At 67.5% G+C, this 21,159-nt stretch carries 19 protein-coding genes and 1 pseudogene; 3 read left to right on the forward strand and 17 right to left on the reverse strand.

All coding sequences use genetic code 11. From position 1 onward, the window contains the following. Nucleotides 1-15: 15 nt before the first annotated feature. Both F9K20_RS19185 and F9K20_RS19190 read right to left on the reverse strand, forming a co-directional pair. Nucleotides 16-336, reverse strand: coding sequence for a 2Fe-2S iron-sulfur cluster-binding protein (locus tag F9K20_RS19185; protein ID WP_291005747.1), 321 nt, complete (start codon nucleotides 334-336; stop codon nucleotides 16-18). Nucleotides 337-486: 150 nt separating this feature from the next. Continuing rightward, nucleotides 487-873, reverse strand: a complete 387-nt coding sequence (locus F9K20_RS19190; RefSeq protein WP_291005750.1) for an Hpt domain-containing protein — start codon at nucleotides 871-873, stop codon at nucleotides 487-489. A 348-nt stretch (nucleotides 874-1,221) separates the two neighbouring features. Here F9K20_RS19190 and F9K20_RS19195 point away from each other — a divergent pair, with 348 nt between their 5' ends. Together F9K20_RS19195 and dgcA are read left to right on the forward strand one after the other, a co-directional pair. Further along, a complete protein-coding gene (locus tag F9K20_RS19195; RefSeq protein ID WP_291005752.1) occupies nucleotides 1,222-4,044 on the forward strand; it encodes a hypothetical protein in 2,823 nt (940 codons plus the stop codon). A gap of 7 nt (nucleotides 4,045-4,051) precedes the next feature. Then, complete coding sequence (gene dgcA / locus F9K20_RS19200) at nucleotides 4,052-5,038, forward strand: N-acetyl-D-Glu racemase DgcA (protein WP_291005755.1); 987 nt, start codon at nucleotides 4,052-4,054, stop codon at nucleotides 5,036-5,038. A gap of 16 nt (nucleotides 5,039-5,054) precedes the next feature. On the opposite strand, the gene F9K20_RS19205 is transcribed toward dgcA, so the two are convergent. The 7 genes from F9K20_RS19205 to F9K20_RS19235 all read right to left on the reverse strand — a co-directional run bounded on the left by F9K20_RS19205 (nucleotide 5,055) and on the right by F9K20_RS19235 (nucleotide 14,641). Then, a complete protein-coding gene (locus F9K20_RS19205; RefSeq protein WP_291005757.1) occupies nucleotides 5,055-6,311 on the reverse strand; it encodes an MFS transporter in 1,257 nt (418 codons plus the stop codon). Nucleotides 6,312-6,633: 322 nt separating this feature from the next. Next, the gene (gene thiD / locus F9K20_RS19210; RefSeq protein ID WP_291005760.1) at nucleotides 6,634-7,464 is read right to left on the reverse strand and encodes a bifunctional hydroxymethylpyrimidine kinase/phosphomethylpyrimidine kinase; all 831 of its coding nucleotides are present in this window, start codon (nucleotides 7,462-7,464) and stop codon (nucleotides 6,634-6,636) included. A gap of 2 nt (nucleotides 7,465-7,466) precedes the next feature. After that, a complete protein-coding gene (locus F9K20_RS19215; RefSeq protein ID WP_367115889.1) occupies nucleotides 7,467-8,483 on the reverse strand; it encodes a cytochrome c biogenesis CcdA family protein in 1,017 nt (338 codons plus the stop codon). A 68-nt stretch (nucleotides 8,484-8,551) separates the two neighbouring features. Further along, nucleotides 8,552-9,754 carry a phosphoglycerate kinase gene (pgk, locus tag F9K20_RS19220; RefSeq protein WP_291005799.1) on the reverse strand — a complete coding sequence of 401 codons (1,203 nt, stop codon included), beginning with the start codon at nucleotides 9,752-9,754 and terminating at the stop codon, nucleotides 8,552-8,554. Between the two features lie 16 nt (nucleotides 9,755-9,770). Next, the gene (tkt, locus tag F9K20_RS19225) at nucleotides 9,771-11,786 is read right to left on the reverse strand and encodes a transketolase (RefSeq protein ID WP_291005763.1); all 2,016 of its coding nucleotides are present in this window, start codon (nucleotides 11,784-11,786) and stop codon (nucleotides 9,771-9,773) included. Nucleotides 11,787-11,906: 120 nt separating this feature from the next. After that, entirely contained in the window at nucleotides 11,907-12,812 is a 906-nt protein-coding gene (locus F9K20_RS19230) for a PfkB family carbohydrate kinase (protein ID WP_291005766.1), read from the reverse strand. Next, complete coding sequence (locus F9K20_RS19235) at nucleotides 12,809-14,641, reverse strand: cation:proton antiporter (RefSeq protein WP_291005769.1); 1,833 nt, start codon at nucleotides 14,639-14,641, stop codon at nucleotides 12,809-12,811. Before F9K20_RS19235 ends, F9K20_RS19230 begins: the two co-directional genes overlap by 4 nt. A gap of 389 nt (nucleotides 14,642-15,030) precedes the next feature. Between F9K20_RS19235 and F9K20_RS19240 the strand changes: the two genes are divergently transcribed. Beyond that, nucleotides 15,031-15,270, forward strand: coding sequence for a hypothetical protein (locus tag F9K20_RS19240; protein ID WP_291005771.1), 240 nt, complete (start codon nucleotides 15,031-15,033; stop codon nucleotides 15,268-15,270). A gap of 31 nt (nucleotides 15,271-15,301) precedes the next feature. Here F9K20_RS19240 and kdsA read toward each other — a convergent pair whose 3' ends face one another. The 8 genes and pseudogenes from kdsA to F9K20_RS19280 form a co-directional block, all read right to left on the reverse strand. After that, entirely contained in the window at nucleotides 15,302-16,177 is an 876-nt protein-coding gene (kdsA, locus tag F9K20_RS19245) for a 3-deoxy-8-phosphooctulonate synthase (protein WP_291005774.1), read from the reverse strand. A gap of 107 nt (nucleotides 16,178-16,284) precedes the next feature. Further along, the gene (locus F9K20_RS19250) at nucleotides 16,285-16,545 is read right to left on the reverse strand and encodes a GlsB/YeaQ/YmgE family stress response membrane protein (RefSeq protein WP_291005776.1); all 261 of its coding nucleotides are present in this window, start codon (nucleotides 16,543-16,545) and stop codon (nucleotides 16,285-16,287) included. A 334-nt stretch (nucleotides 16,546-16,879) separates the two neighbouring features. After that, on the reverse strand, nucleotides 16,880-17,218 hold the full coding sequence (locus F9K20_RS19255) for a P-II family nitrogen regulator (protein ID WP_291005779.1): 339 nt from the start codon (nucleotides 17,216-17,218) through the stop codon (nucleotides 16,880-16,882). A gap of 269 nt (nucleotides 17,219-17,487) precedes the next feature. Continuing rightward, nucleotides 17,488-17,796, reverse strand: coding sequence for an acyl carrier protein (locus F9K20_RS19260; RefSeq protein ID WP_291005782.1), 309 nt, complete (start codon nucleotides 17,794-17,796; stop codon nucleotides 17,488-17,490). A gap of 123 nt (nucleotides 17,797-17,919) precedes the next feature. Next, nucleotides 17,920-19,548, reverse strand: coding sequence for a CTP synthase (locus F9K20_RS19265; protein ID WP_291005785.1), 1,629 nt, complete (start codon nucleotides 19,546-19,548; stop codon nucleotides 17,920-17,922). Between the two features lie 111 nt (nucleotides 19,549-19,659). Then, the gene (locus F9K20_RS19270) at nucleotides 19,660-20,181 is read right to left on the reverse strand and encodes a hypothetical protein (RefSeq protein WP_291005788.1); all 522 of its coding nucleotides are present in this window, start codon (nucleotides 20,179-20,181) and stop codon (nucleotides 19,660-19,662) included. Between the two features lie 125 nt (nucleotides 20,182-20,306). Continuing rightward, complete coding sequence (secG, locus tag F9K20_RS19275) at nucleotides 20,307-20,690, reverse strand: preprotein translocase subunit SecG (protein ID WP_291005791.1); 384 nt, start codon at nucleotides 20,688-20,690, stop codon at nucleotides 20,307-20,309. Nucleotides 20,691-20,799: 109 nt separating this feature from the next. After that, nucleotides 20,800-21,159, reverse strand: a pseudogene (locus F9K20_RS19280) (hypothetical protein); the annotation flags it as partial.

Genomic DNA, 21,159 nt, shown 5'->3' on the forward strand with positions numbered 1-21,159 from the left:
CCCCTTCTTCAGTGTTCAGAACTGCTTCGCTGGCACGCGCACGATGAGCCCGTCGTGCTCGGGCGTCAGCTTGATCTGGCAGCTGAGGCGGCTCGCCTCGCGCACATCGAAGGCGAAGTCGAGCATGTCCTCCTCCATCTGCGACGGAGTGCCGGTCTTCTCGCGCCAGGCTTCGTCCACATAGACATGGCAGGTTGCACAGGCGCAGGCGCCCCCACATTCCGCTTCGATGCCGGGAACGTCATTCATCTTGGCCGATTCCATGAGCGTCACGCCCGGCTCGGTCTCGACCACCTGTTCGCTACCGTCAGGCTGAATGAACGTGATCTTGAGCATCGTGCTGGTGCGGGGCTCCGAATGGCGGGCCGGCGCACACAGGCGGCCGGGCAACGCCGCCGGCTAACGGCGGTCGATGCCCCGCACCAATAGTCGGCACGGCCTGCAAATTCAAGCGTAGCACAGGGTCGCAAGGGCAACCGACGCGCGTCAGGCGGCGCGGCAGAGCGAGGCGATATAGTCGCGCGCCTCGCCGGCCGCTTCCTCGAGGCGGCGAACGACCAAACCGCGCTCGTTGGCGTCGGGCAAGCGGTGCAGCTTCTCGGCGGTCTCGGCGATGGTCGCCAGCGACCACGCACCGACGGCGCGCGCCGAGCCCTTTAGCGTGTGCGCCGCGATGCCCCACTCCTTGGCCGACGGAGCGTTCTTCAAAGCGCCGATGGTGATCGGAAGCTGGTCGGCAAAGAGGCCGAGAATTTCCGCCTCGAGCGCGCGGTCACCCATGGTGTAGCGGCGCAGGTGCGCAAGATCGACGGGCTGTCCCGCCCCGCCGGGGCCGCCGCCATGGGCGCGCACGTCTATGGAATCACCCGCCATTCTTGCGACCCGTTCCTGACCGGCCCGGCGCGAAACACCGCCTCGCGCAGCCTAAAGGGTGGGGCAACGACCCTCACACACAGGAATATAAATGCCCGTAAATTGCGCCCCCTCAACTTGAGCATTAACCTTTGGCCGACTCGCACGCCAAATGGCCGCGGGGCGAAAGTCGTTGAACCTTTCTTTCGCCCCAAACTGCGGCCAAGCGTTGAGCGACGGGTGGATTAGCATTTCTGATGGCGGGCGTTGGAGTTGGCCTTTCAAGAGGCCGCGGGCCGTTGTCGATTGCTGGGGACCCTCCCGTTTTGATCGCGTGCTCTCGACGACCGGGTGAGGAGCACGTCAGGCATGGACGGGCGGATGGCTCAGGACAACAACAGGCTCGACGTGAACGAGGGCGAAACGCGCCCCGAGCCGGCGCTGCCCTTGCCCAGCGAAACCGCCACGCCCAGCACTGCAGCCGCCAACGGCACCAGCGAGCCGCCGTTCGAGCAGCCCGTGCCGATGCAGCTCGTGCCTCCGCCCATCCCCAAGAAGGCGCCCGATTTCATCCCCAGCGGGGGAACCGACTTCATACCAAAGTCTGAGGCTGGGTTTATCCCCGCCACGCCGGCGCCAGAGCTGCCGGCCGAAGAGAAGCCCGTCGGCGAGGAGCCGCCGCAGGCCGAGGCGCCCGATGCCGCTACGCCGCGCCGCCGCATGGCGCGCCGCCGTCCGGCCGGCCCTTCGCGCAATCGCATCGCCGCCAACGATGACGGGCCCAGCATCGGCGGCCTGATCTTCGCCCTGCAGCAGAAGCCGTCCAACACCCCGTTCAAGTTTGCGGCCATCGCCAGCGTCATCTGGGGTGCCATCGGCGTTGCCTTCGCCATCGCGTCGATGGGTTCCGACGCCCCGATCCTCGGCTGGCTCGATCTCGTTACGCGGCCGACGACGTTCCTCACCATTGCCGCCATCGTCGTCCCCATCGGGCTCTTGTGGCTGATGGCGCTGCTCGCCTGGCGCACCGAGGAGCTGCGCCTCAGATCCTCGACCATGACCGAGGTCGCCATCCGTCTCGCCGAGCCGGATCGCCTGGCGGAGCAGAACGCCGCCTCGCTCGGCCAGGCCGTGCGCCGCCAGGTCGGCTTCATGAACGATGCCATCTCGCGCGCCTTGGGACGCGCCGGCGAACTCGAAGCCATGGTGCACAACGAGGTCGCCGTGCTCGAGCGGTCCTACGAGGACAACGAGCGCAAGATCCGCGGCCTCATCTCCGAGCTTTCGGGCGAGCGCCACGCCCTCGTCAACACCTCCGACCGCGTCACCGAGAGCTTGATGCGGCTCGGCAGCGAGATCCCGACCCTGATCGAGAAGCTTTCAGATCAGCAGGTCAAGCTCGCCAAGGTGATCGAAGGCGCCGGCGAGAACCTCACCACGCTGGAGACCTCGCTCGCCTCTAGCGTCGGCAATCTCGAAACCGCCGTCGGCGGCCGCACCGAGCAGCTGCAAGCTGTGCTCGAGAACTATACGACGGGCCTGGCGGGCGCCCTCAGCAGCCGCGCCGAGCAGCTACAGATCACCTTCGACAACCAGCTGCAGCAGCTCGATAGCTCGCTCGTCAATCGCACCGAGAACCTGCAGACGGTGTTCGAGGAGTACGCGCGCGCCCTCGATGCGGCACTCGCCAACCGTGCCCAGGCGCTCGACTACCAGCTCGTCGAGCGCACGCGCTCCTTGGACGAGGCCTTCGGCGAGCGCCTGCGGCTCTTCGATGAGTCGATCATGCGCTCGACCTCCGCCATAGATACCGCCGTCGTCGACAAGACGCAGGCGCTGACCAACGCCCTCGACGCCCACGCCATCAGCTTCCGCGAGACCATCGGCAAGCAGGCGACCGATCTCGACGAGGCGCTGATGCACGGCATCAACTCGGTGCGTCGTGCCTCCGAGAACATCACGCGCCAGTCGATCAAGGCGATGGAGGGCCTCGCAAACCAGTCCGACCTGTTGAAGAACATCTCGGAAAATCTGCTCAACCAGATCAGCGGCGTCACCGGGCGCTTCGAGAACCAGGGCCAGCAGATCATGAAGGCGGCCAACGCCCTGGAGAGCGCCAACTTCAAGATCGACAAGACCCTGCAGAACCGCCACGCCGAGCTGACGCAGACCCTCGATCGCCTCTCCGGCAAGGCCGACGAGTTCTCGACCTTCGTCGGCGACTATTCGTCGTCGATCGCCGGCTCCCTGTCGGAGGCCGATCTGCGCGCCCGCAGCGAGCTCGAGCGCATACGCGCCGGCGCCGCCGCCGAAAGCGAGCGCACGCTGGAAGACCTGCGCAGCCGGCTGACGACCGTATCGTCGGCGGTCACCAGCGAGCTCGGCTCGCTCACCGATCGGTTCACCTCGACTTCCGAGGAGATGCGCCAGCAGGCCACCCGCACCGCCTCCGAGATCGCCACCGAGCAGGCTCGGCTGCGCAGCGAGATGGAGCGGCTGCCGCTTACCGCCCAGGAAAGCTCCGAAGGCATGCGCCGGGCGCTGCAGGACCAGATCAAGGCGCTCGATCAGCTGTCGCAGCTCGCCGCCCGCTCGGCGGTGCAGCGCGACGTGACCCCGCCGCCGCCGCTGCACGCCGAGACGCTGACTTCGGGCCACACCCCGCATCGCGCCGGCGGCCAGGGACAGGGCCGCTCGCTCACGTCGCTGTCCTCGACCATCGCCCAGGAGCTCGGCAATCGGCAGCGCCAGCGCGGCATGCCGGCCGACAATCGCGAGGGCTGGTCGCTGGGCGATCTCCTCGCCCGCGCCTCACGCGATGAGGATGGGCATGGAGGACAGGCGCGCCCCGTCTCGAGCGCCTTCAACCTCGACCTCGAAGCCATCGCCCGCGCGCTCGACCCGGCCACCGCAGCGGCGATCTGGTCGCGGTTGCGGTCCGGTCAACGCGGCGTCATGGTGCGCTCAATCTACGGCAACGAGGGGCGCGCGGTGTTCGACGACGTCAGCCACCGCTGCCGCAACGACGGCGAGCTGTCGCGCACGGTGAGCCGCTACCTCTCCGACTTCGAGCGCATCATCGCCGAATCCGACGCGCGCGACCCGAGCGGGCGGCTGTCGAACAGCCAGCTCGTCTCCGACACTGGCCGCGTCTACCTCTTCCTCGCCCACGCCTCCGGCCGGCTCGGCTGACGAGGCGATGACGCACGTCGTCGAGGCTCAGCTTGTTGAGGCCGACGCCGAGGCGTGGCCGCTCGCCCAGCCCTTCGTCATTTCGCGCGGCACCAAAACCGAGGCGCACGTCATTGTTGCTCGTGTCGCCGCCGCAGGACGCACAGGCCGCGGCGAGGCGGTTCCCTACGCACGCTACGGCGAGACCGTCGACGGCGCGCTGCAAGCCTTGCGCGGGCTCGCCGGCCCGCTGACGCGCGCACGGCTGCCTGCATTGCTGCCTGCCGGCGCGGCGCGCAACGCACTCGACTGCGCGCTGTGGGATCTGGAAGCGAAGCTCGCCGGCCGGCGGGCGTGGGAGCTCGCCGGACTGCCGGCGCCGCAAACCGTCATCACCTGCTACACGCTGAGCCTCGGGACACCGGAGCGGATGGCGGCCGACGCCAAGGCGGTGCCGCATCTCAAATTATTGAAGCTGAAGCTCGGCGGCGATGGCGATGATGCGCGCATGGCGGCCGTGCGCGCGGCGCGGCCCGATGCGCGCCTGGTCGCAGATGCCAACGAGGCATGGCACCCGGCGCAGCTTGCGCCGTTCCTCGCCGCCGCCGCGGCCGCCGGCATCGAGCTCATCGAGCAACCGTTGCCAGCCGGCGCCGATCAAGCCCTCGCCGACATCCTGCGCGCCGTGCCGGTATGCGCCGACGAGAGCGCCCACACCAGCGCCGCCCTCACCGCGCTCGCTCATCGCTACGACGCCGTCAACATCAAGCTCGATAAGACCGGCGGCCTCACTGAGGCGTTGCAGATGGCGAAAGCCGCCCAGGCGCGCGGCTTCAAGATCATGGTCGGCTCGATGGTGGCAACCTCGCTCGCCGCCGCCCCGGCGCTGGTGCTCGCCTGTTACGCCGACTGGATCGATCTCGACGGCCCGTTGCTCTTGGCGCGCGACCGCGATCCCCCACTCGCCATCGACGACGGCTGGATCAGCCCGCCGCCACCGGAGCTGTGGGGCTAGGCCATCATCGGTCTTCTTATATTGGCGCCCGCACCTCGCCATCCTCGGCCCACAGCGGCCGCCCGTCCCAGCCGCGCAGCAGCATCACCCCGGCCGCGCAGCCGATCATCGCCACGCTCGCCGGCACCAAGAAGACTTCGCCGCCGATGCGCTCGTAGAGCGCTCCCGAGGCGAGCCCGACGATGCCCAGCGCCAGCCCCGCGGCGATGGTGGCATAGAACGCCTGGGCGCTCCCCATGCCCTTGTGCGGCACGGCGCGCGTGATGAACAGGATCGCTCCAAGATGCGCAGCGCCATAGGTGAGCGCGTGCAGCACCTGCAAGGGAATGAGCAGGGCGAGCGGCGGATCGAACGCCATCGCTCCCCAGCGCACGACCGAGGCGGCAGCGCCGGCGACGATCAACTCCGCCGGGCCGAAGCGCCGCACCACCGGAGCCGACAGTGCAAACAGCACGACCTCGGCGAAGACGCCGATCGCCCACAGCGCACCGACCCAGGCCGCGGAGAGGCCCTGCGCCTGCCAGTAGAGGGCGCCGAAGGTATAGAACGTGGCGTGCGCACCGTGCGTGCAGCCGATGGCGATGAGGAACAGGATGAACAGCGGCGAGCCCAAAAGGCGCGCCGGCGACGAGGTGCGCCAGTCGATCCGCTCGGGCATGCTGGTGCGTGCCGCGACCTGCGGCGACGGCAATGCATGCGCCGCGGCGATGGTGAGTGCGGCGGCGAAGGCGATGAGCCACAGCGCGAAGCCGCCGCCCAGCGCCTCGATGGCGATGCCGCCGGCGAAGTTGGCGATAATGAAAGTGATCGAGCCCCACAGCCGCATGCGGCCGTAGTCGAGCCCCTCGTTGCGCACCCCGCGCACCGCCACAGTCTCGATCAGCGGCAGCATGGTGCCGTTGGCGAGCAGGAACGCGACGCCGAGGAGGAGGATCGGCGCGTAGCCGTAAGCGAGGCTGAGCCCCAGGATCAGTGCCAGCGCGCTCCAGGCGAGGGCGGCGATCACCAGCCGATAGTTTCCCAGCCTGTCGGCCAACAGACCGATGCCAGGGGTGACCAGCAGGCGGATGAACAGCGGCGCCGCGGTGACGGTCGAGATCTGCAGCGGGTCGAGACCGCGCGCGTCGAGCCACACGGGGAAATACGGAACGACGACCCCGTAGGCGAGGAACAGGGCGGCAAAGAACAGCGCTATACGCACCCCGAGTGGGCTTGCCGTGGGCCCATTACCGAGGGCGTAGCTCGATAGGGCGGCTCTTGCGCGCATTTGCATGGACGGCCTTCTCCGCGGCCCCGAGACGCTTTCCGGGCCGTCGCCGCGCCGTTCTAATGGATGCTGAGGCGGCAGGGAAAAGGCCAATCGCTCGGCACAAAAAGAAACCGGTCCGGATGGTCCGGACCGGTTCTTCAGCCAAGTCGGGCGGCGCCCCTAATCGCCAATCCCGACGCTCCCCCCGGAGCTCGAAAACGATGCTGTGGCATCGCGTTGCCCAAATTTGTTACAGAAGCCCGTGCTGCCCGCAAGAGGGCAGAATCATATTCAGTAACTATCGATGCACCGGCGCCACAGCCAGCCCGGAGCCTCGCTCGAAGCCTCAGCCTTTGCGGGGGTTGCGCAGGCTATGCAGGTGGTCGACAGGCCCGGCGCCGGTCCCGATTTTGGCCCCTGTGGCCGCCTCGAGGGCGGCATGCACGTAGCGCTTGGCGGCACTGACAGCCTCCTCCAATGGGGCTCCGCAAGCGAGGTAGGCCGTGATCGCCGCCGACAAGGTGCAGCCCGTGCCGTGCGTGTTGGGCGTGGCGACGCGCGCCAGGGCGAGGCGAAGCGGCGCCGCATCGCGCGTGACCAGAATGTCGAGGGCCTCGCTGCCCTCGCCATGACCGCCCTTGATGAGCACGGCCTTGGGCCCCAGTGCCAGCAGTGCCCGTGCCTGCGCCTCCATTTCCTCCTCGCCGGTCGCCTGCAGCCGATCGAGCAGGCGCGCCGCCTCGGCGAGGTTGGGCGTGATGACGTCGGCCAGGGGGAGCAGCTCGTGGCGCACCGCCTCGACCGCGTCGGGCTGCAACAGCATGTCGCCGCTCGTTGCCACCATCACCGGGTCGACCACTAACGGATGCAGCGCGTGGCGGCGCACGCCGGCGGCAACCGCCAGCACGGTGGCGCGGTCATTGAGCATGCCGGTCTTGGTGGCGGCGATGTCGAGATCGCCGGCGACGGCGTCGATCTGCTGCGTCACGAACTCCGGCGGCACGGGCAGGATCGCGTCGACGCCGCGCGTGCTCTGCGCGGTGAGCGCCGTCAGCACGCTGGCGCCGTAGACGCCGAGCACCGTGAAGGTCTTGAGATCGGCCTGGATGCCGGCGCCGCCGGAGGAATCCGATCCGGCAATGGTCAGGGCGATGGGCGTCGCGGTGGCGTCGGCCATGCTCACCTGCCGCGCTGCATGATCTCGCTGCCGAGGTCTTGCGGCGTCACTAGCCCCTCGATTTGCGTGAGCCCGGGAAAGGTCTCGATGAGCCATTGACCGAGCCCGTTGATCGATCCGCCGAATAGAACCACCCCAAGCACGAGCAATGCGACACCAGCCAGAGTCTCGAAGCGCCTCGAAAGCGGGCTCGACGCATCAAAGGCATTCTCTATCCAGCGAACACCACCAAATACGATCAGGACACCCAGTAGCTGCAGCAGCAAACCAACGGTTCTGCCTGTTCCGAGACCCGGAACGTGCTCCAAGAGCCACTCACGAAGTGGACTTAGAGGTCCGTTGAGGAAGAGTAGTCCCGCAACAAGAAGAATGATTCCCATCCCCGTCTCCACCTTGCCGAGGTGGCTGCGGAAGCGCTGCATGAAGGCGATGAACGGCTGTACGGCGACGGCGGCGAGTATGAACGGGATGCCGAGGCCCAGCGAATAGACGAAGAGCAGCTTCACGCCCGTCGTCAGGCTGCCCTCGTTGGCGGCCAGCGCCAGCACCGTCGCCAGCACCGGGCCGATGCACGGCGTCCACCCGAAGGCGAAAGCCAGCCCGATCAGGTAGGCGCCGACGTAGCTGACGCCGTGATGATGGGCATGGTGGTAGCGCGCCTCGCGATACAGCAGGGCGATGCGGAAGATGCCGAGGAAGTGCAGCCCGAACAGGATGATGACCAGACCGGCGATGATCTCCAGCTCGCGCTTGTAGGTCTGGATGAGCTGGCCGAACAGCGAGGCGCCGGCGCCGAGGCCGACGAACACGGTCGTAAATCCGAGCACGAACAGGACCGAGGCGGCGACCACGCGCCCCCACACGTGCTTCGGCACGCCCTCCTCGGCCGCGAACTCGTCGATGGTGGTGCCGCCGAGGTAGCCGAGATAGGGCGGCACCAGCGGCAGCACGCACGGAGAGAGGAAGCTGACGAGCCCCGCGAGCGCCACGCCGAAATAGATCTGCAGATCACCCAACATGCACGCACTCTCAGCCGAGCCCGGACCCATACCCTACGCGAGGCACCGGTCAGAGGTTACAGCGTGTCTCAGGCTTGCGCGCGCACGAGCGCCGCTACCCCCGGAAGGTCCCGCCCCTCGAGCCATTCGAGGAAGGCGCCGCCCGCCGTCGACACGTAGGTGAAATCTTGGGTAACGCCGGCGGCATTCAAGGCGGCGACCGTATCGCCGCCGCCAGCCACCGTCGTCAGCCGGCCCTGCTTGGTCAGTTGCGCCGCCGCCCGGGCGAGCGCGAACGTGCCCTCACCGAAGGGGGCGATCTCGAAGGCGCCCAGCGGCCCGTTCCACAGCAGCGTGCGGCACTCCTTCAACACATCGGTCATGTGCGCCACCGACCGCGGACCGACGTCGAGGATGAGTGCGTCGCTCGGCACGGCGAGCGTCGGCACGACGGCGTGCGCAACGCCGCTCTTGAACTCGCGCGCGATCACCGCGTCCTCGGGCAGCACCACCGCGCAGCCGCGCGCCTTCGCCTCCGCCATGATCTCGCGCGCCGTGTCGACGAAATCCGGCTCGGCCAGCGATTTGCCGATATCGACGCCGTGCGACATGAGGAACGTGTTGGCCATGCCGCCGCCGATGATCAGCTTGTCGACCTTGCTCAACAGATGCTTGAGGATCGGAATCTTGCTCGACACCTTGGCACCGCCGACCAGCGCCGCCGTCGGGCGTTGCGGGGCTTCAAGCACGGCGCGCAGGGCGCTGATCTCCTCCAGCATCAGGGGGCCGGCGTAGGCCGGCAGCACGTGCGCAAGGCCCTCGGTCGAGGCGTGTGCGCGGTGCGCCGCGGAGAAGGCGTCGTTGACGAACACATCGCCCGAGCGTGCGAGCGCGGTGACGAACGCCTCGTCGTTCTTCTCCTCGCCGGCATGGAAGCGCAGGTTTTCCAGAACCGCGATGTCGCCGGGGGCAAGGCGCGAGATGGCGTCCTCCGCCTTGTCGCCGATGCACGCATCGACGAACTGCACCGGCCGGCCGAGCAACTCGGCGAGCTTGGCGGCGACCGGAGCGAGACTCATCGTCGGGTCAGGCCCTCCCTTGGGGCGCCCGAAATGCGAGATGACGACGACCCGCGCCTTGCGCGCCGAGAGGTCCTTGAGGCCAGCCAGAATCCGTTCGAGGCGCGTCGCGTCGGTCACCTTGCCGTCGGCCACCGGCACGTTGAGATCGGCGCGCACCAAGACGCGCTTGCCCGCGACGTCGGCGTCGGCGATCGACTTGAGATTGGTCAGATCCATGCGCCGCCGCTCACTTCTTGACGAGGCTGCGCGCTGCCTCGGCGACGGCCGCGGCGGTCAAGCCGAAGTGCGCATAAAGCTTTGACGCCGGCGCCGAGGCGCCGAAATCGCTGAGGCCGACGAAGCGACCGTTGTCGCCGATCCACTCGTGCCAGCATTGCGCGACACCGGCCTCCACGGCGACGCGCGGCTTGTCTCCCAGCACCTGGGCGCGGTAGCCCTCCGGCTGGGCGCGGAACAACTCCATCGACGGCATGGAGACGACCGCGGCACGGATGCCCTCACTGGCCAGCGTCTTGGCCGCCTCGACGGCGAGCACCAGCTCCGAGCCGGTGCCGATCAAGGTGACATCACGATCGCCTTCCGGCTCGCTCAGCACGTAGGCGCCCTTGGCGCTCAAGTTCTCCGACGACGGCGTCTTGCGCAGGTTCTCCACCGCCTGGCGCGACAGGGCCAGCACCGACGGGTTGGCATCGTGCTGCACGGCGATCTCCCAGCACTCGGCCGTCTCCAGTCCTTCGGCCGGCCGCATGACGAGCAGGTGCGGAATAGCGCGCAGCGCCGCGAGGTGCTCGATCGGCTGATGCGTCGGGCCGTCCTCGCCGAGGCCGATTGAATCGTGCGTCATCACGTAGACGACGCGCTGACGCATCAGCGCCGACAGGCGGATCGAGGCGCGGCAGTAGTCGGTGAAGACGAGGAACGTGCCCCCGTAGGGGATGAGGCCGCCGGACAGTGCGATGCCGTTCATGGCCGCCGCCATGCCGTGCTCGCGCACGCCGTAGTGGATGTAGTTGCCGGCGAAGCTGCCCTTGCCCACGGGCACGTGATCCTTGGTGCGCGTGCCGTTGGAGCCGGTGAGGTCGGCGGAGCCGCCGATCAGCTCCGGCAGCACCGGCAAGAGGTGCTCGAGCGTCAGTTGCGACCACACGCGGGTGGCGCGCTTGGCCTCGTCGGTGGCAAACGCCGTCTTGGCGGCGCCGACCGCCTTCGACACGTCCGCGAGGCGTGCCGATGCGGCGGGATTGGCGAGCGCGGCGGCGACGTGCGGACCCGCCTGCGCCACACGCTGCTTCCAGCTCGCGCGCTCCTTGGCGCCGTGCTGGCCGACGGCGCGCCAGGCGAGCAGCACCGGCTCGGGCATGTCGAACGGATCATGCGGCCACACGAGCTTCTCGCGCGTACCTTTGATCTCCTCCTCGCCCAGCGGCTCGCCGTGCGTCGACGCCTTGCCGGCCTTGGTCGGGGCGCCATAGCCGATGGTGGTCTTGCAGGCGATCAGCCACGGCTTGGAGGAATTGGCGCGCGCGTTCGCCAGCGCCGCCGAGATCGCTTCGGGATCGTGTCCGTCGATGGCCACCGCGTTCCACCCGGAAGCCTTGAAGCGCGCCACCTGGTCGTCGGTCACCGTCAGGCTGGTCGGCCCGTCGATGGAGATGCCGTTGTCGTCGAACAGCACGATGAGCTTGCCGAGCCCGAGATGCCCGGCGAGCGATATCGCCTCGTGGCTGATGCCCTCCATGAGGCAGCCGTCGCCGGCGATGACATAGGTATGGTGATCGATGATGTCGTCGCCGAGCCGCGCGTTGAGCAAGCGCTCGGACAGCGCCATGCCGACCGCGTTGGCGAGCCCCTGCCCCAGCGGACCCGTCGTCGTCTCGATGCCGGCGGCGTGGCCGTGCTCGGGATGGCCGGCGGTCTTGGCGCCGAGCTGGCGAAAGCGCTTCAGCTCGCTGATCTCCATGCCCGGATAGCCGGTCAGATAGAGCAATGCGTAGAGCAGCATGGAGCCGTGGCCGGCCGACAGCACGAAGCGGTCACGGTTCGGCCAGTTCGGGTCGGCGGCGTCGAAGCGTAGCGCCTCGCGAAACAGCACCGTGGCCACGTCCGCCATGCCCATGGGCATCCCCGGGTGGCCGGATTTTGCCGCCTGCACGGCATCCATGGCCAGCGCCCGGATGGCGTTCGCCATGTCGCTGTGGGCGACGGCTTTCGCCTCGGTGATGGTCTCGCGCGCCTCGGTCATCGATCTGTCCCTGCCTGGCCCGCGGCTATACCCCGGGCTCCGCCTTGCGTCAGGCACGTTTAGCGAGGCGGCCGCCCCCCGTCCATGCCTTGCGCCCCGAAAGCGGTGATGGAGTTGGCCTCAATCCACACGCGCGGCGAGGAATTCATCGAGCTCGGCGCGCGTTGGCAGGCCCGCCCGGGCCCCCAGCCGGCGGCATTTTAGGGCCGCGGCCGCCGCGGCAATGCGCGCGCATTCTGCCGGCGGGCGCCCGTTGGCGAGTGCCCAGGCAAAGGCGCCGTGGAAGGCATCGCCGGCACCGGTCGTGTCGACGATCTCGACCGCAAATGCCGGCTGGTGTCCGGCGGCGCCACTCTGCGACAGCCACGAATACCCGCCCGCGCCACGCGTGACGCCGGCGTGGCGCACGCCAGCGGCCAGCACGCGAGCGAGTTGCCCGCGCTCATCGAGCGCGGGCGCGAAAGCGTCGAGGGCTGGACCCGAGAATATCGCGTAGTCAGCGAGACAGAGAAATTCGGCCAGCATGCCACCGCCGCCGAGGTCGGCGTCGAGCAGGGTCGGCACGCCCTGCGCCCGCGCCTCGATGAAGGCCTCGCGCGTGCCTTCGACCCAGCGCAGATCGCTGAGCACGGCCGCGGCACCCGCAATGCGGGCGAGCGGCAGCCAGCTCGCATCCATCGGCATGGCATGGTCGCGCTCGCCGACGATCAGCCGCTCGCCGGCCCTGTCGACGATCACCGCCGAGGTCGAGGAGCGCGCATGCTCGAAGGTGCGCACGAACTGCGTGTCTACACCGTCCGCCTGCAAGAACTTGTGAATGCGCTCGCCGGCGCTGTCGCCACCCGTGCGGCTCCACAGCTCCACCTCGCCGCCGAGCCGGGCGATGGTGGCGGCCGCATTCGCCGCCATGCCGCCGCCGCTCTCCAGATGCTCCAGCGAGCGGACTTTCGTCGGCGCGGGCGGGAACGCCTCGATGCGATAGACGTAGTCCAGCGCCGCGTGACCGACGCAGATGATCGGCTTCACCGGGAAGCCTCCTCCGCTTGCGCGACCTCCCGCAGACGCGCTTCCTCGGCGGCGTCCTCCTCGAAGAGCTTTTCCAGGGTCTTTACGTCTGAGCGGGCTCGCTCGCGCAGCTTATCGAGATCGCTGGCCAGCTTGTAGTCCTCGATCAGGCGCCGCTCGTCGTGGGTGCGGAAGGTGTGGATGATGCGGCCTGCCTCGCGTTCGGAGACGCTCAGCCCTTTCAGGAGCTGCTTGGTGATATCGAGCGAGGACAGGAACGTTGCGCGCTGCAGGTAGGTGACGCCAAGGTCGAGCAGGCGGTGGGCATGGGCGCGGTTGCGGGCGCGGGCATAAATCGGCAGGTCCGGATACTTCGAACGTACGAGTTCGGCGGTGCGCATCGAAGCTTCGACGTCGTCGATGGCCAGCACGAAGGCCCGGGCGGCGTGCGCATCCGCCGCTTCGAGGATCTCCGGCCGGCTGGCGTCGCCGTAGAACGCCTGGGCGCCGAAGCGGCGCACGAACTCGACCTGCTCGGCGCTGATGTCGAGCGCGGTGAACGGAATGCGCTTGGCGGTGAGGATGCGGGCGACGATCTGCCCGACGCGGCCGAAGCCGGCGATGATGACATGGCCATCGTTGGCGGGCGGGATTTCATAGGCCGGCGCCGGTCCCTTGCGACGGCGTGACAGCAGGCTCTCGATCTTCAAGAGGATCGGCGTCGCCGCCATCGACAGCGTGACGATGACCGTCAAGAGCTCGGTGTTTTCGCTGGTGAGCGCCCCCGCGGCGTAGCCGACCGTGAACAAGACGAAGGCGAATTCGCCGCCCTGCGACAGCGCGATGCCGAGCCGCCGCGCGGGTCCTGGCTCCAAGCCCTGCCAGCGCCCCAGCACATAGAGGATCACCGCCTTCACCGCGATCAGACCGGCGACCAGCGTCAGGATGATGACCGGCGCGTCGAGCAACAGCCGCACGTCGATGGTCATGCCGATGGCGGTGAAGAACAGGCCGAGCAGCAAGCCCTCGAACGGCTGAATGTCGGCCTCGAGCTGATGCCGGTAGGAGGATTCCGCCAGCAGCGCGCCGGCGATGAAGGCGCCGAGCGAAGCCGAAAGGCCCGCCTGCTGCATGATGATCGTCACGCCGACGACGGTCAGCAGCGCTGCCGCCGTCATGGCCTCCTTCACCCGCGTGAGCGCCACGAGCCGCAACAAATAGTCGAGCACGAAGTGGCCGACGATCACCACCGCCGCGATGAGACCGAGGCCCTTCAGGACCGAGACGATGTCCATCTCCGGCGTCGCTGCCGCCGTCGCCACCGCCGTGGTGGCGAACAGTGGTGCAAAGGCGAGAAGCGGAATGGCCGCGAGGTCCTGGAACAGCAGCACCGAGAACCCGAGCCGTCCGTGGCGCGTATTGAGATCGCCGGTCTCCTCCATCACCTGCAGGGCGAGGGCGGTCGACGACAGGGCCAGCGCCAGGCCGGCGAAAATCGCCGTCTGCCAGGAGAAGCCGACCAACAGCCCGATCCCCGCTAGCACCGCGCCGGTGAGAATGACCTGCTCGCTGCCGAGCGCGAACACGGCGTTGCGCATCGACCATAGGCGCTTGGGGCGCAGCTCGAGCCCAATGAGGAACAGCAACAGGACGATGCCGAATTCGGCGAAGTGCAGGATTTCTTTCGCCTTGTAGTCGGAGAACGACCAGCCGATCGTGTTGGGGCCGAGCATCATGCCGACGACGAGGTAGCCGAGCACCTCGCTGATGCCGAGCCAGCGCGCTAACGGCCCGGCGATGGCGAGCGCGGCGAGCAGTATCGCGATTTCGTTCAGTGAAACGCCGACCATTCCCCGTTCATCCCCTCACCCGAACCCTGCGCCCATCGCAATGCCAACTTAAGCGCCCGAAGCGCGCATCGTTAGGCCTACGTCTAACATGGACGTGAGCTACGTCGCCGCTGGCAAACGGCGAAAAGCGAGGCACCCGGTCGGCGGCGGACGATCGTGGACGTGCGCCTCGTCGAAGCGACAGGAATCTGCGATACTGGTGCGCCGGCGCGATTTGATTGGCGGAGCAGAGCTTTCGCCGAATCGGCGCGCTTAACCGACGCGTAACCTTAACGTCGCGTTAAGGGCTCTTTCCATACGATGAACGCGTCGGCCGATCGTCCGCGTCACGGCTCGGACAGGCGGCGCGATCGATGTGCAAGCAGCTTTCACGATAGGGGGGTCGCGCGATGTCTTTCGATCTCGTCATGCGTACGCTGGGGGTGCTCACGTGCCTCTATACCGTCGCCTACTTCGTCACCACGATGAGCGTCGCCGCACTCAACGGCGTCACCTATAACTCCGGGCCGATGTGCGGCCAGAGCGGATGCGTCACCGTCGCCAGCAAGCAGCAGTCGGGGCCGCGCTACGCGTTCGCGACCGACGACGCGCCGCTGTGGACGGCGGCCTCGTTCCTACCCATCGACTGATCGGAAAAAACCGCCCAACCGGCCAGGACTTTCAGGAGCGCGTGCCCTTGGCTGCGCTCCTTTGTTTTTTGATGAGCTCGTCGATAGCCATCAGCTCCGACATGAGCGGGCCGAAATCCTTGAGCGGCACCATGTTGGGTCCGTCGGAAGGTGCGCGGTCGGGATCCTCGTGCGTCTCGATGAAGACGCCGGCGATGCCCACGGCCACTGCCGCGCGGGCCAGCACCGGCACGAAGCGCCGGTCGCCGCCCGAACTCGTTCCCTGCCCGCCCGGCTGTTGCACCGAGTGCGTGGCATCGAAGATGACCGGGCAGCCCGTCTCGGCCATGATCGGCAGGCCGCGCATGTCGACGACGAGCGTGTTGTAGCCGAATGAGGAGCCGCGCTCGGTCAGCAGCACGTTGGGGTTGCCCGACCCGACGATCTTGGCGACGACGTTCTTCATGTCCCAGGGCGCTAGGAACTGCCCCTTCTTCACCTTCACGACGCGCCCCGTCTTGGCCGCGGCGATAAGTAGGTCCGTCTGTCGGCATAGGAAGGCGGGGATTTGCAGCACGTCGACGACCGGAGCAACGAGCGCGCATTGCGCGGCGTCGTGGATGTCGGTGACGACCGGCAGACCCAGCGTTCCACGGATCTCGGCGAACACCGGCAGCGCTGCTTCCAGCCCAATGCCGCGCTTGCCCGACAGCGAGGTGCGGTTGGCCTTGTCGAACGAGGATTTGTAGACGAGGCCGAAGCCCAGCTTCGCCGCCGCCTCTTTCAGCGCCGCCGCCATCTCGAGGGCGTGGGCGCGGCTCTCCATCTGGCACGGCCCGGCGAACACCATGAGGCGGGCATCGTTCGCCACCTCGATGCCGCCGATGTCGACGCGCGCATTGGGCTTTAAGGGGTCATGCTTGGTCATGGCGGTTCTATATCACGGCCCTTGGGCGCCGGTCGCAACAAGCGCCGCTAACGCAAATGGCCGCGCCCCAGAACGGCGCGGCCACCGCAAATTTCCCCGATCCGGCGCTAGGCGACGCGCCGAATGAGGCCGATCACAACCAGTAGGATAATCGCTCCCAGCGTCGCCGAGAGAATGATGCCGGGATAGCCTGGAAGATCCCACAGACCGAGCGAGGGAAACAGCCACTGGCCGATGAACGCGCCGACGATGCCGACGACGATATTGCCGATGAGGCCGAACCCATAGCCTTTGACGACGAGGCCGGCCAGCCAGCCGGCGATGGCACCGATAATCAACAGTATGATGAGTGATTCAAGACCTGGCATGTGTGTTGACTCCCCTGAGCGCGAGCGCTTTTTCTCGCCGCGATAGCCGCGGCCTCGTTCAGGAGGACGTGCCTCTTGTCTTCACGTCTACTGGAGCCCCTGCGGCGACGTCCTCCGCCTTCCCCTTATCGCCCGATTCGGGCTACGGGACCCCGCAGACTGTTTACATCGAGTTGCAGGCACACGATAGGCGGGCGCCGCCGGACGAGCAATGCGCACGTGGCGCTCAAGACACACTGGCGAGCCGGTGTATGAGAGGGAGGGCCCGCCGGGACCAGCGCCGCGTGGGCGACGCAGAATCCCGGCGAGGAGGGCGGCAACAGGTGCCGCGAAATCAAAGAGCGGCCTCGGCCGTCTCACCGGTGCGGATGCGCACCATGGCCTCGATCGGCGAAACGAAGATCTTGCCGTCGCCGATGGAGCCCGTGTTGGCCGCCTGGCGGATGGCCGCCACGACGCCGTCGGCCTGCCCCGAGGCAACGGCGAGCTCGATCTTCACCTTCGGCAGCAAGTTCACCGAGTACTCGGCACCGCGATAAATCTCGGTATGACCCTTCTGGCGGCCGAAGCCCTTCACCTCGGTCACGGTCATGCCGTTGATGCCGAGCTTGGTCAGCGCGGCGCGCACTTCGTCCAGCTTGAAGGGCTTGATGATGGCAGTAACGAGCTTCATGGGGAGCACTCCTTGTGTTGTCCCTATCGCCCTCTCGGGCACCCCGACGATTGGTTAACGCCAATAGGGCTAATCAATAACCGTGCCAGTTCAGCCAAGATTGCGCTAAGTCAATGTGATTGCAGAGTTTTTTGCGGAATTTTTAGGCGTCATAACGCCTTCGCAATAGGCTGCTTCGGGAGAGCCCTGCTTAAACTTTAGGCGCTCGATTGGCGAGGAAAGAAGTCGACGACCGCATCGCAGCGGCGCGATGCAGCGCACAGTTGCAGCTACCGGCGCTCGCCCCCGGTCGACATCCAATTCCCTTTGCGGCGCGCCAAGCGCGGCCGCGGCTTCGCCTTTTCGGCCAGGCCCGCAGCCAGGCGAGCGACGAGATCACCAACCGTTGCCAGCTCTTCGAGTTCCTCCCCATGCCCGACCTGGACGTCGAAGGCGTCCTCGACGTCGAGACAGATCATCGGAAGATCCAGGTGGTCGATGTCGAGCTCACCCAAGGGCGTCGTGCTGCCAACGCTGGCGCTCGGGTCGCGCATGTATTTGCGCAGGATGGCGATCAGTCGTGGGGTCAGGTCGTTCATGGACGAGCACTCGGCGATGGCTGCGAACGCACTTGCCTGCCAATCTGCAGTGCCGCGGCGGAGTACGCCGTTCCCTGCGGAACCAGCCCGCCGGGCTACAGATCAGCCTTGCCGGGCTACAGATCAGACGAGGCGGCTCTGCTCGACCGCGGCGGCGATGAAGGAGCGGAACAGCGGGTGCGGCTCGAACGGCCGGCTCTTGAGCTCGGGGTGATACTGCACGCCGATGAACCACGGGTGGTCGCTGTATTCCACCGTCTCGGGCAACAACCCGTCGGGCGACAGCCCTGCAAAGCGCAGGCCGGCCGCCTCCAGGCGCTCGCGGTACTTGGTGTTGACCTCGTAGCGATGGCGGTGGCGCTCGGAGATTTGCTTGGCCCCGTAGACCGCGGCGATGCGGCTGCCTTCCTTCAGCTCGGCAGGGTACGCCCCGAGCCGCATGGTGCCGCCGAGATCGCCGCCCTGGCGGCGGCGCTCCAGCTCGTTGCCGCGCATCCACTCGGTCATCAGGCCGATCACCGGCTCGGGCGTGGGCCCGAACTCGGTGGAGTTGGCGTCCTTGATGCCGACCAGATTGCGCGCCGCTTCGAGGCAGGCCATCTGCATCCCGAAGCAGATGCCGAAATAGGGCACCTTGCGCTCGCGCGCGAACTTGGCGGCGAGGATCTTGCCCTCCGAGCCGCGCTCGCCGAAGCCGCCGGGAACGAGAATGCCGTTGACGCCTTCCAGGTACGGCGCCGGATCCTCGCGCTCGAAGATCTCGCTTTCGATCCACTCGATCTTGACGCGCACATGGTTGGCGATGCCGCCGTGCACCAGCGCCTCGATCAGGGATTTATAGGCGTCCTTCAGACCAGTGTACTTGCCGACGACGGCGATGGTCACGTCGCCTTCCGGCGTTTCGATGCCGCGCGTGATCGCCTCCCAGCGCGACAGATCCGGTTTCGGTGCGCCCGAAATGTTGAAGGCGCGCAGCACCTGCTCATCGAGCCCCTCGCGGTGATAGGCGAGCGGCACCTCGTAGATCGACGACACATCGAGCGCCTGGATCACCGCTTCCTCGCGCACGTTGCAGAACAGGGCGATCTTGCGCCGCTCGGACGGCGGCACCGGGCGATCGGAGCGGCACAGGAGGATGTTCGGCTGGATGCCGATCGAGCGCAGCTCCTTCACCGAATGCTGCGTCGGCTTGGTCTTCAACTCGCCGGCCGAGGGGATGTACGGCATCAGCGTTAGATGGATGAAGATCGAAGTGAGTGGCGGCAGGTCGTTGCCGAGCTGGCGGATGGCCTCGAAGAACGGCAGACCTTCGATGTCGCCCACCGTGCCGCCGATCTCGACGAGCACGAAGTCGATACCCTCATTGCCGCTGGTGACGAACTCCTTGATGGCGTCGGTGACGTGCGGAATTACCTGCACGGTGCCGCCCAGGTACGCGCCCCGCCGCTCCTTGGCGAGGATGTCCTGGTAGATGCGGCCCGTGGTGATGTTGTCCGACTTGCGTGCCGGCACGCCGGTGAAGCGCTCGTAGTGTCCTAAGTCGAGGTCCGTTTCCGCACCGTCGTCGGTCACGAACACTTCGCCGTGCTGATATGGCGACATCGTGCCGGGGTCGACGTTGAGGTACGGATCGAGCTTGCGAAGCCGAACCGAATAGCCGCGCGCCTGAAGAAGCGCGCCGAGAGCGGCGGACGCGAGGCCTTTGCCGAGGGAGGACACCACGCCGCCGGTAATGAAGATGTACCGCTGCATGGGCCTTGAGGCTTACACGAGGTGACGGACGATTCGAAGCGTCTTTATCGCCTCATCCCCGGCGAGGGCCGGAAAGCGGCGATTTGGCAGGGGCGACGTGCCGGAAATGCGTCAGGTGGCCTGGCCGCAGCCGGCTCGCGCTTCCTGCTCCGCGGCGGCCTTGGCCTCGGGCGGGATCACCTCGTTGCTCAGCTCGCCGCTGAGCGCGTCGTAGCTCTCCGAGGCGCTGAGGTAGGTGGCATCGAGCGGCTCCTTGGCATAGACGACGTCGAGCAACACCGTCTGGCGGTTCCCCGGCTGCGTCGCGCCGCCCTTGTAGAACTCGTGCTTCTTGCTGCAGGTGACGCCGAACTGCACGTTGGCGACCTTGTAGTACTTCAGCTTCTGCTCGACGCCGATCTGCGCCGCGCGAGCGCGGGCGATTTTCTCGATGCGTACTTTCGGCGTCGCCTCTGTCCCGGTCGCCTTCACCTGATATTGCGTGTCGCTGAGCTTCGTCTCCGAGTAGCCGGACGGCGCCAGCGCGTTCGAGGCGCTCAGCGTGGCGATGGGTTTCAGATCGGTGCCGGCACAGGCGCCGAGCAGTGCCGCGCAAGGCAATAGCGTGAGGAGGCCTGCATTAATCCGGCGCATGCGACTTCCTGTGCCCGTTGGTGGAATCCAACGACGAGTCTAGCGCGCAGGTTGTCGCCGCATAGTGCGTGAAAGCAACAGGTCAACAGCTGGCCGCGTTGCGTCACGCCAAGGCTGACGCCGCCTCAGCGCGTCTGCGGGACGGACGGCTCCTGCAGCTTGTCGAGGATGCCGCCGCGGCCGCCCTCGGGGGCCTTGGTCGCGGGCGCCGGTGCCGTGCCCGGAGCCGTGGTCGCGGGCGGCGTTGCGCCCGGCGTCCCGTCGAAGATCGAGCGCGACGGAGCGCTGTTCTGGGCGACGAGCGTCAACAGGATGCTCGTGGCGAAGAACGCCGCCGCGAGCCCGGCCGTGGTGCGCGTCAACAGGTTTGCCGTTCCGCGGCCGGTGAGGAAGCCCCCGCCCCCGCCGCCGCCGATGCCGAGCGCGCCGCCCTCCGAGCGCTGCAGCAGCACCACCGCCACCAGCGCGGAAGCAATCATCAGATGCAGAACGAGAAGGGCGGTCGCCATAGCAATCTCTTGCAGCTCGAGGGAATGCCCGTCACGGGCGCTGGCGGCCTTCTATAGCAGATGGCCCTTGGGTGCTAGAGGGGCTGCCCCAGTTGCCAAAAAGCCGGCCTCAACGGCTGCGCATTCCGGGCAGCGAATATGGGCTCACCTCGCTGGGCGACACATAGGCGCTGCTCGAATTGCGCCGCGAATTCTTCTTGCGCGCCGCCTGCGCGGCCGGGTCGCCAGATTTCTTTGCCGCCGGAGCGGTGCCTGGAGCCGGTTGGGCGGCTGCCGGCGAAGCGGGCGATGCACCTGCCGCACTCGGCAGCGGGCCGAGCTTGGTGACGGGCGGCGTCGCCGGGGCGGTCGCCTCGGGTGCGGTGACCGGTGGATTGGCGGCAACGACGGGTTGCTGCGCGGACGTTGCCCCCGCGGGTGTTGGCGTAGTGGGAGCGGCGGCTGGAGGCGCGGTGCCCGTGGTGACGGG

The organism is Hyphomicrobium sp. (assembly GCF_009026145.1).
Lineage (GTDB): Bacteria > Pseudomonadota > Alphaproteobacteria > Rhizobiales > Hyphomicrobiaceae > Hyphomicrobium_A.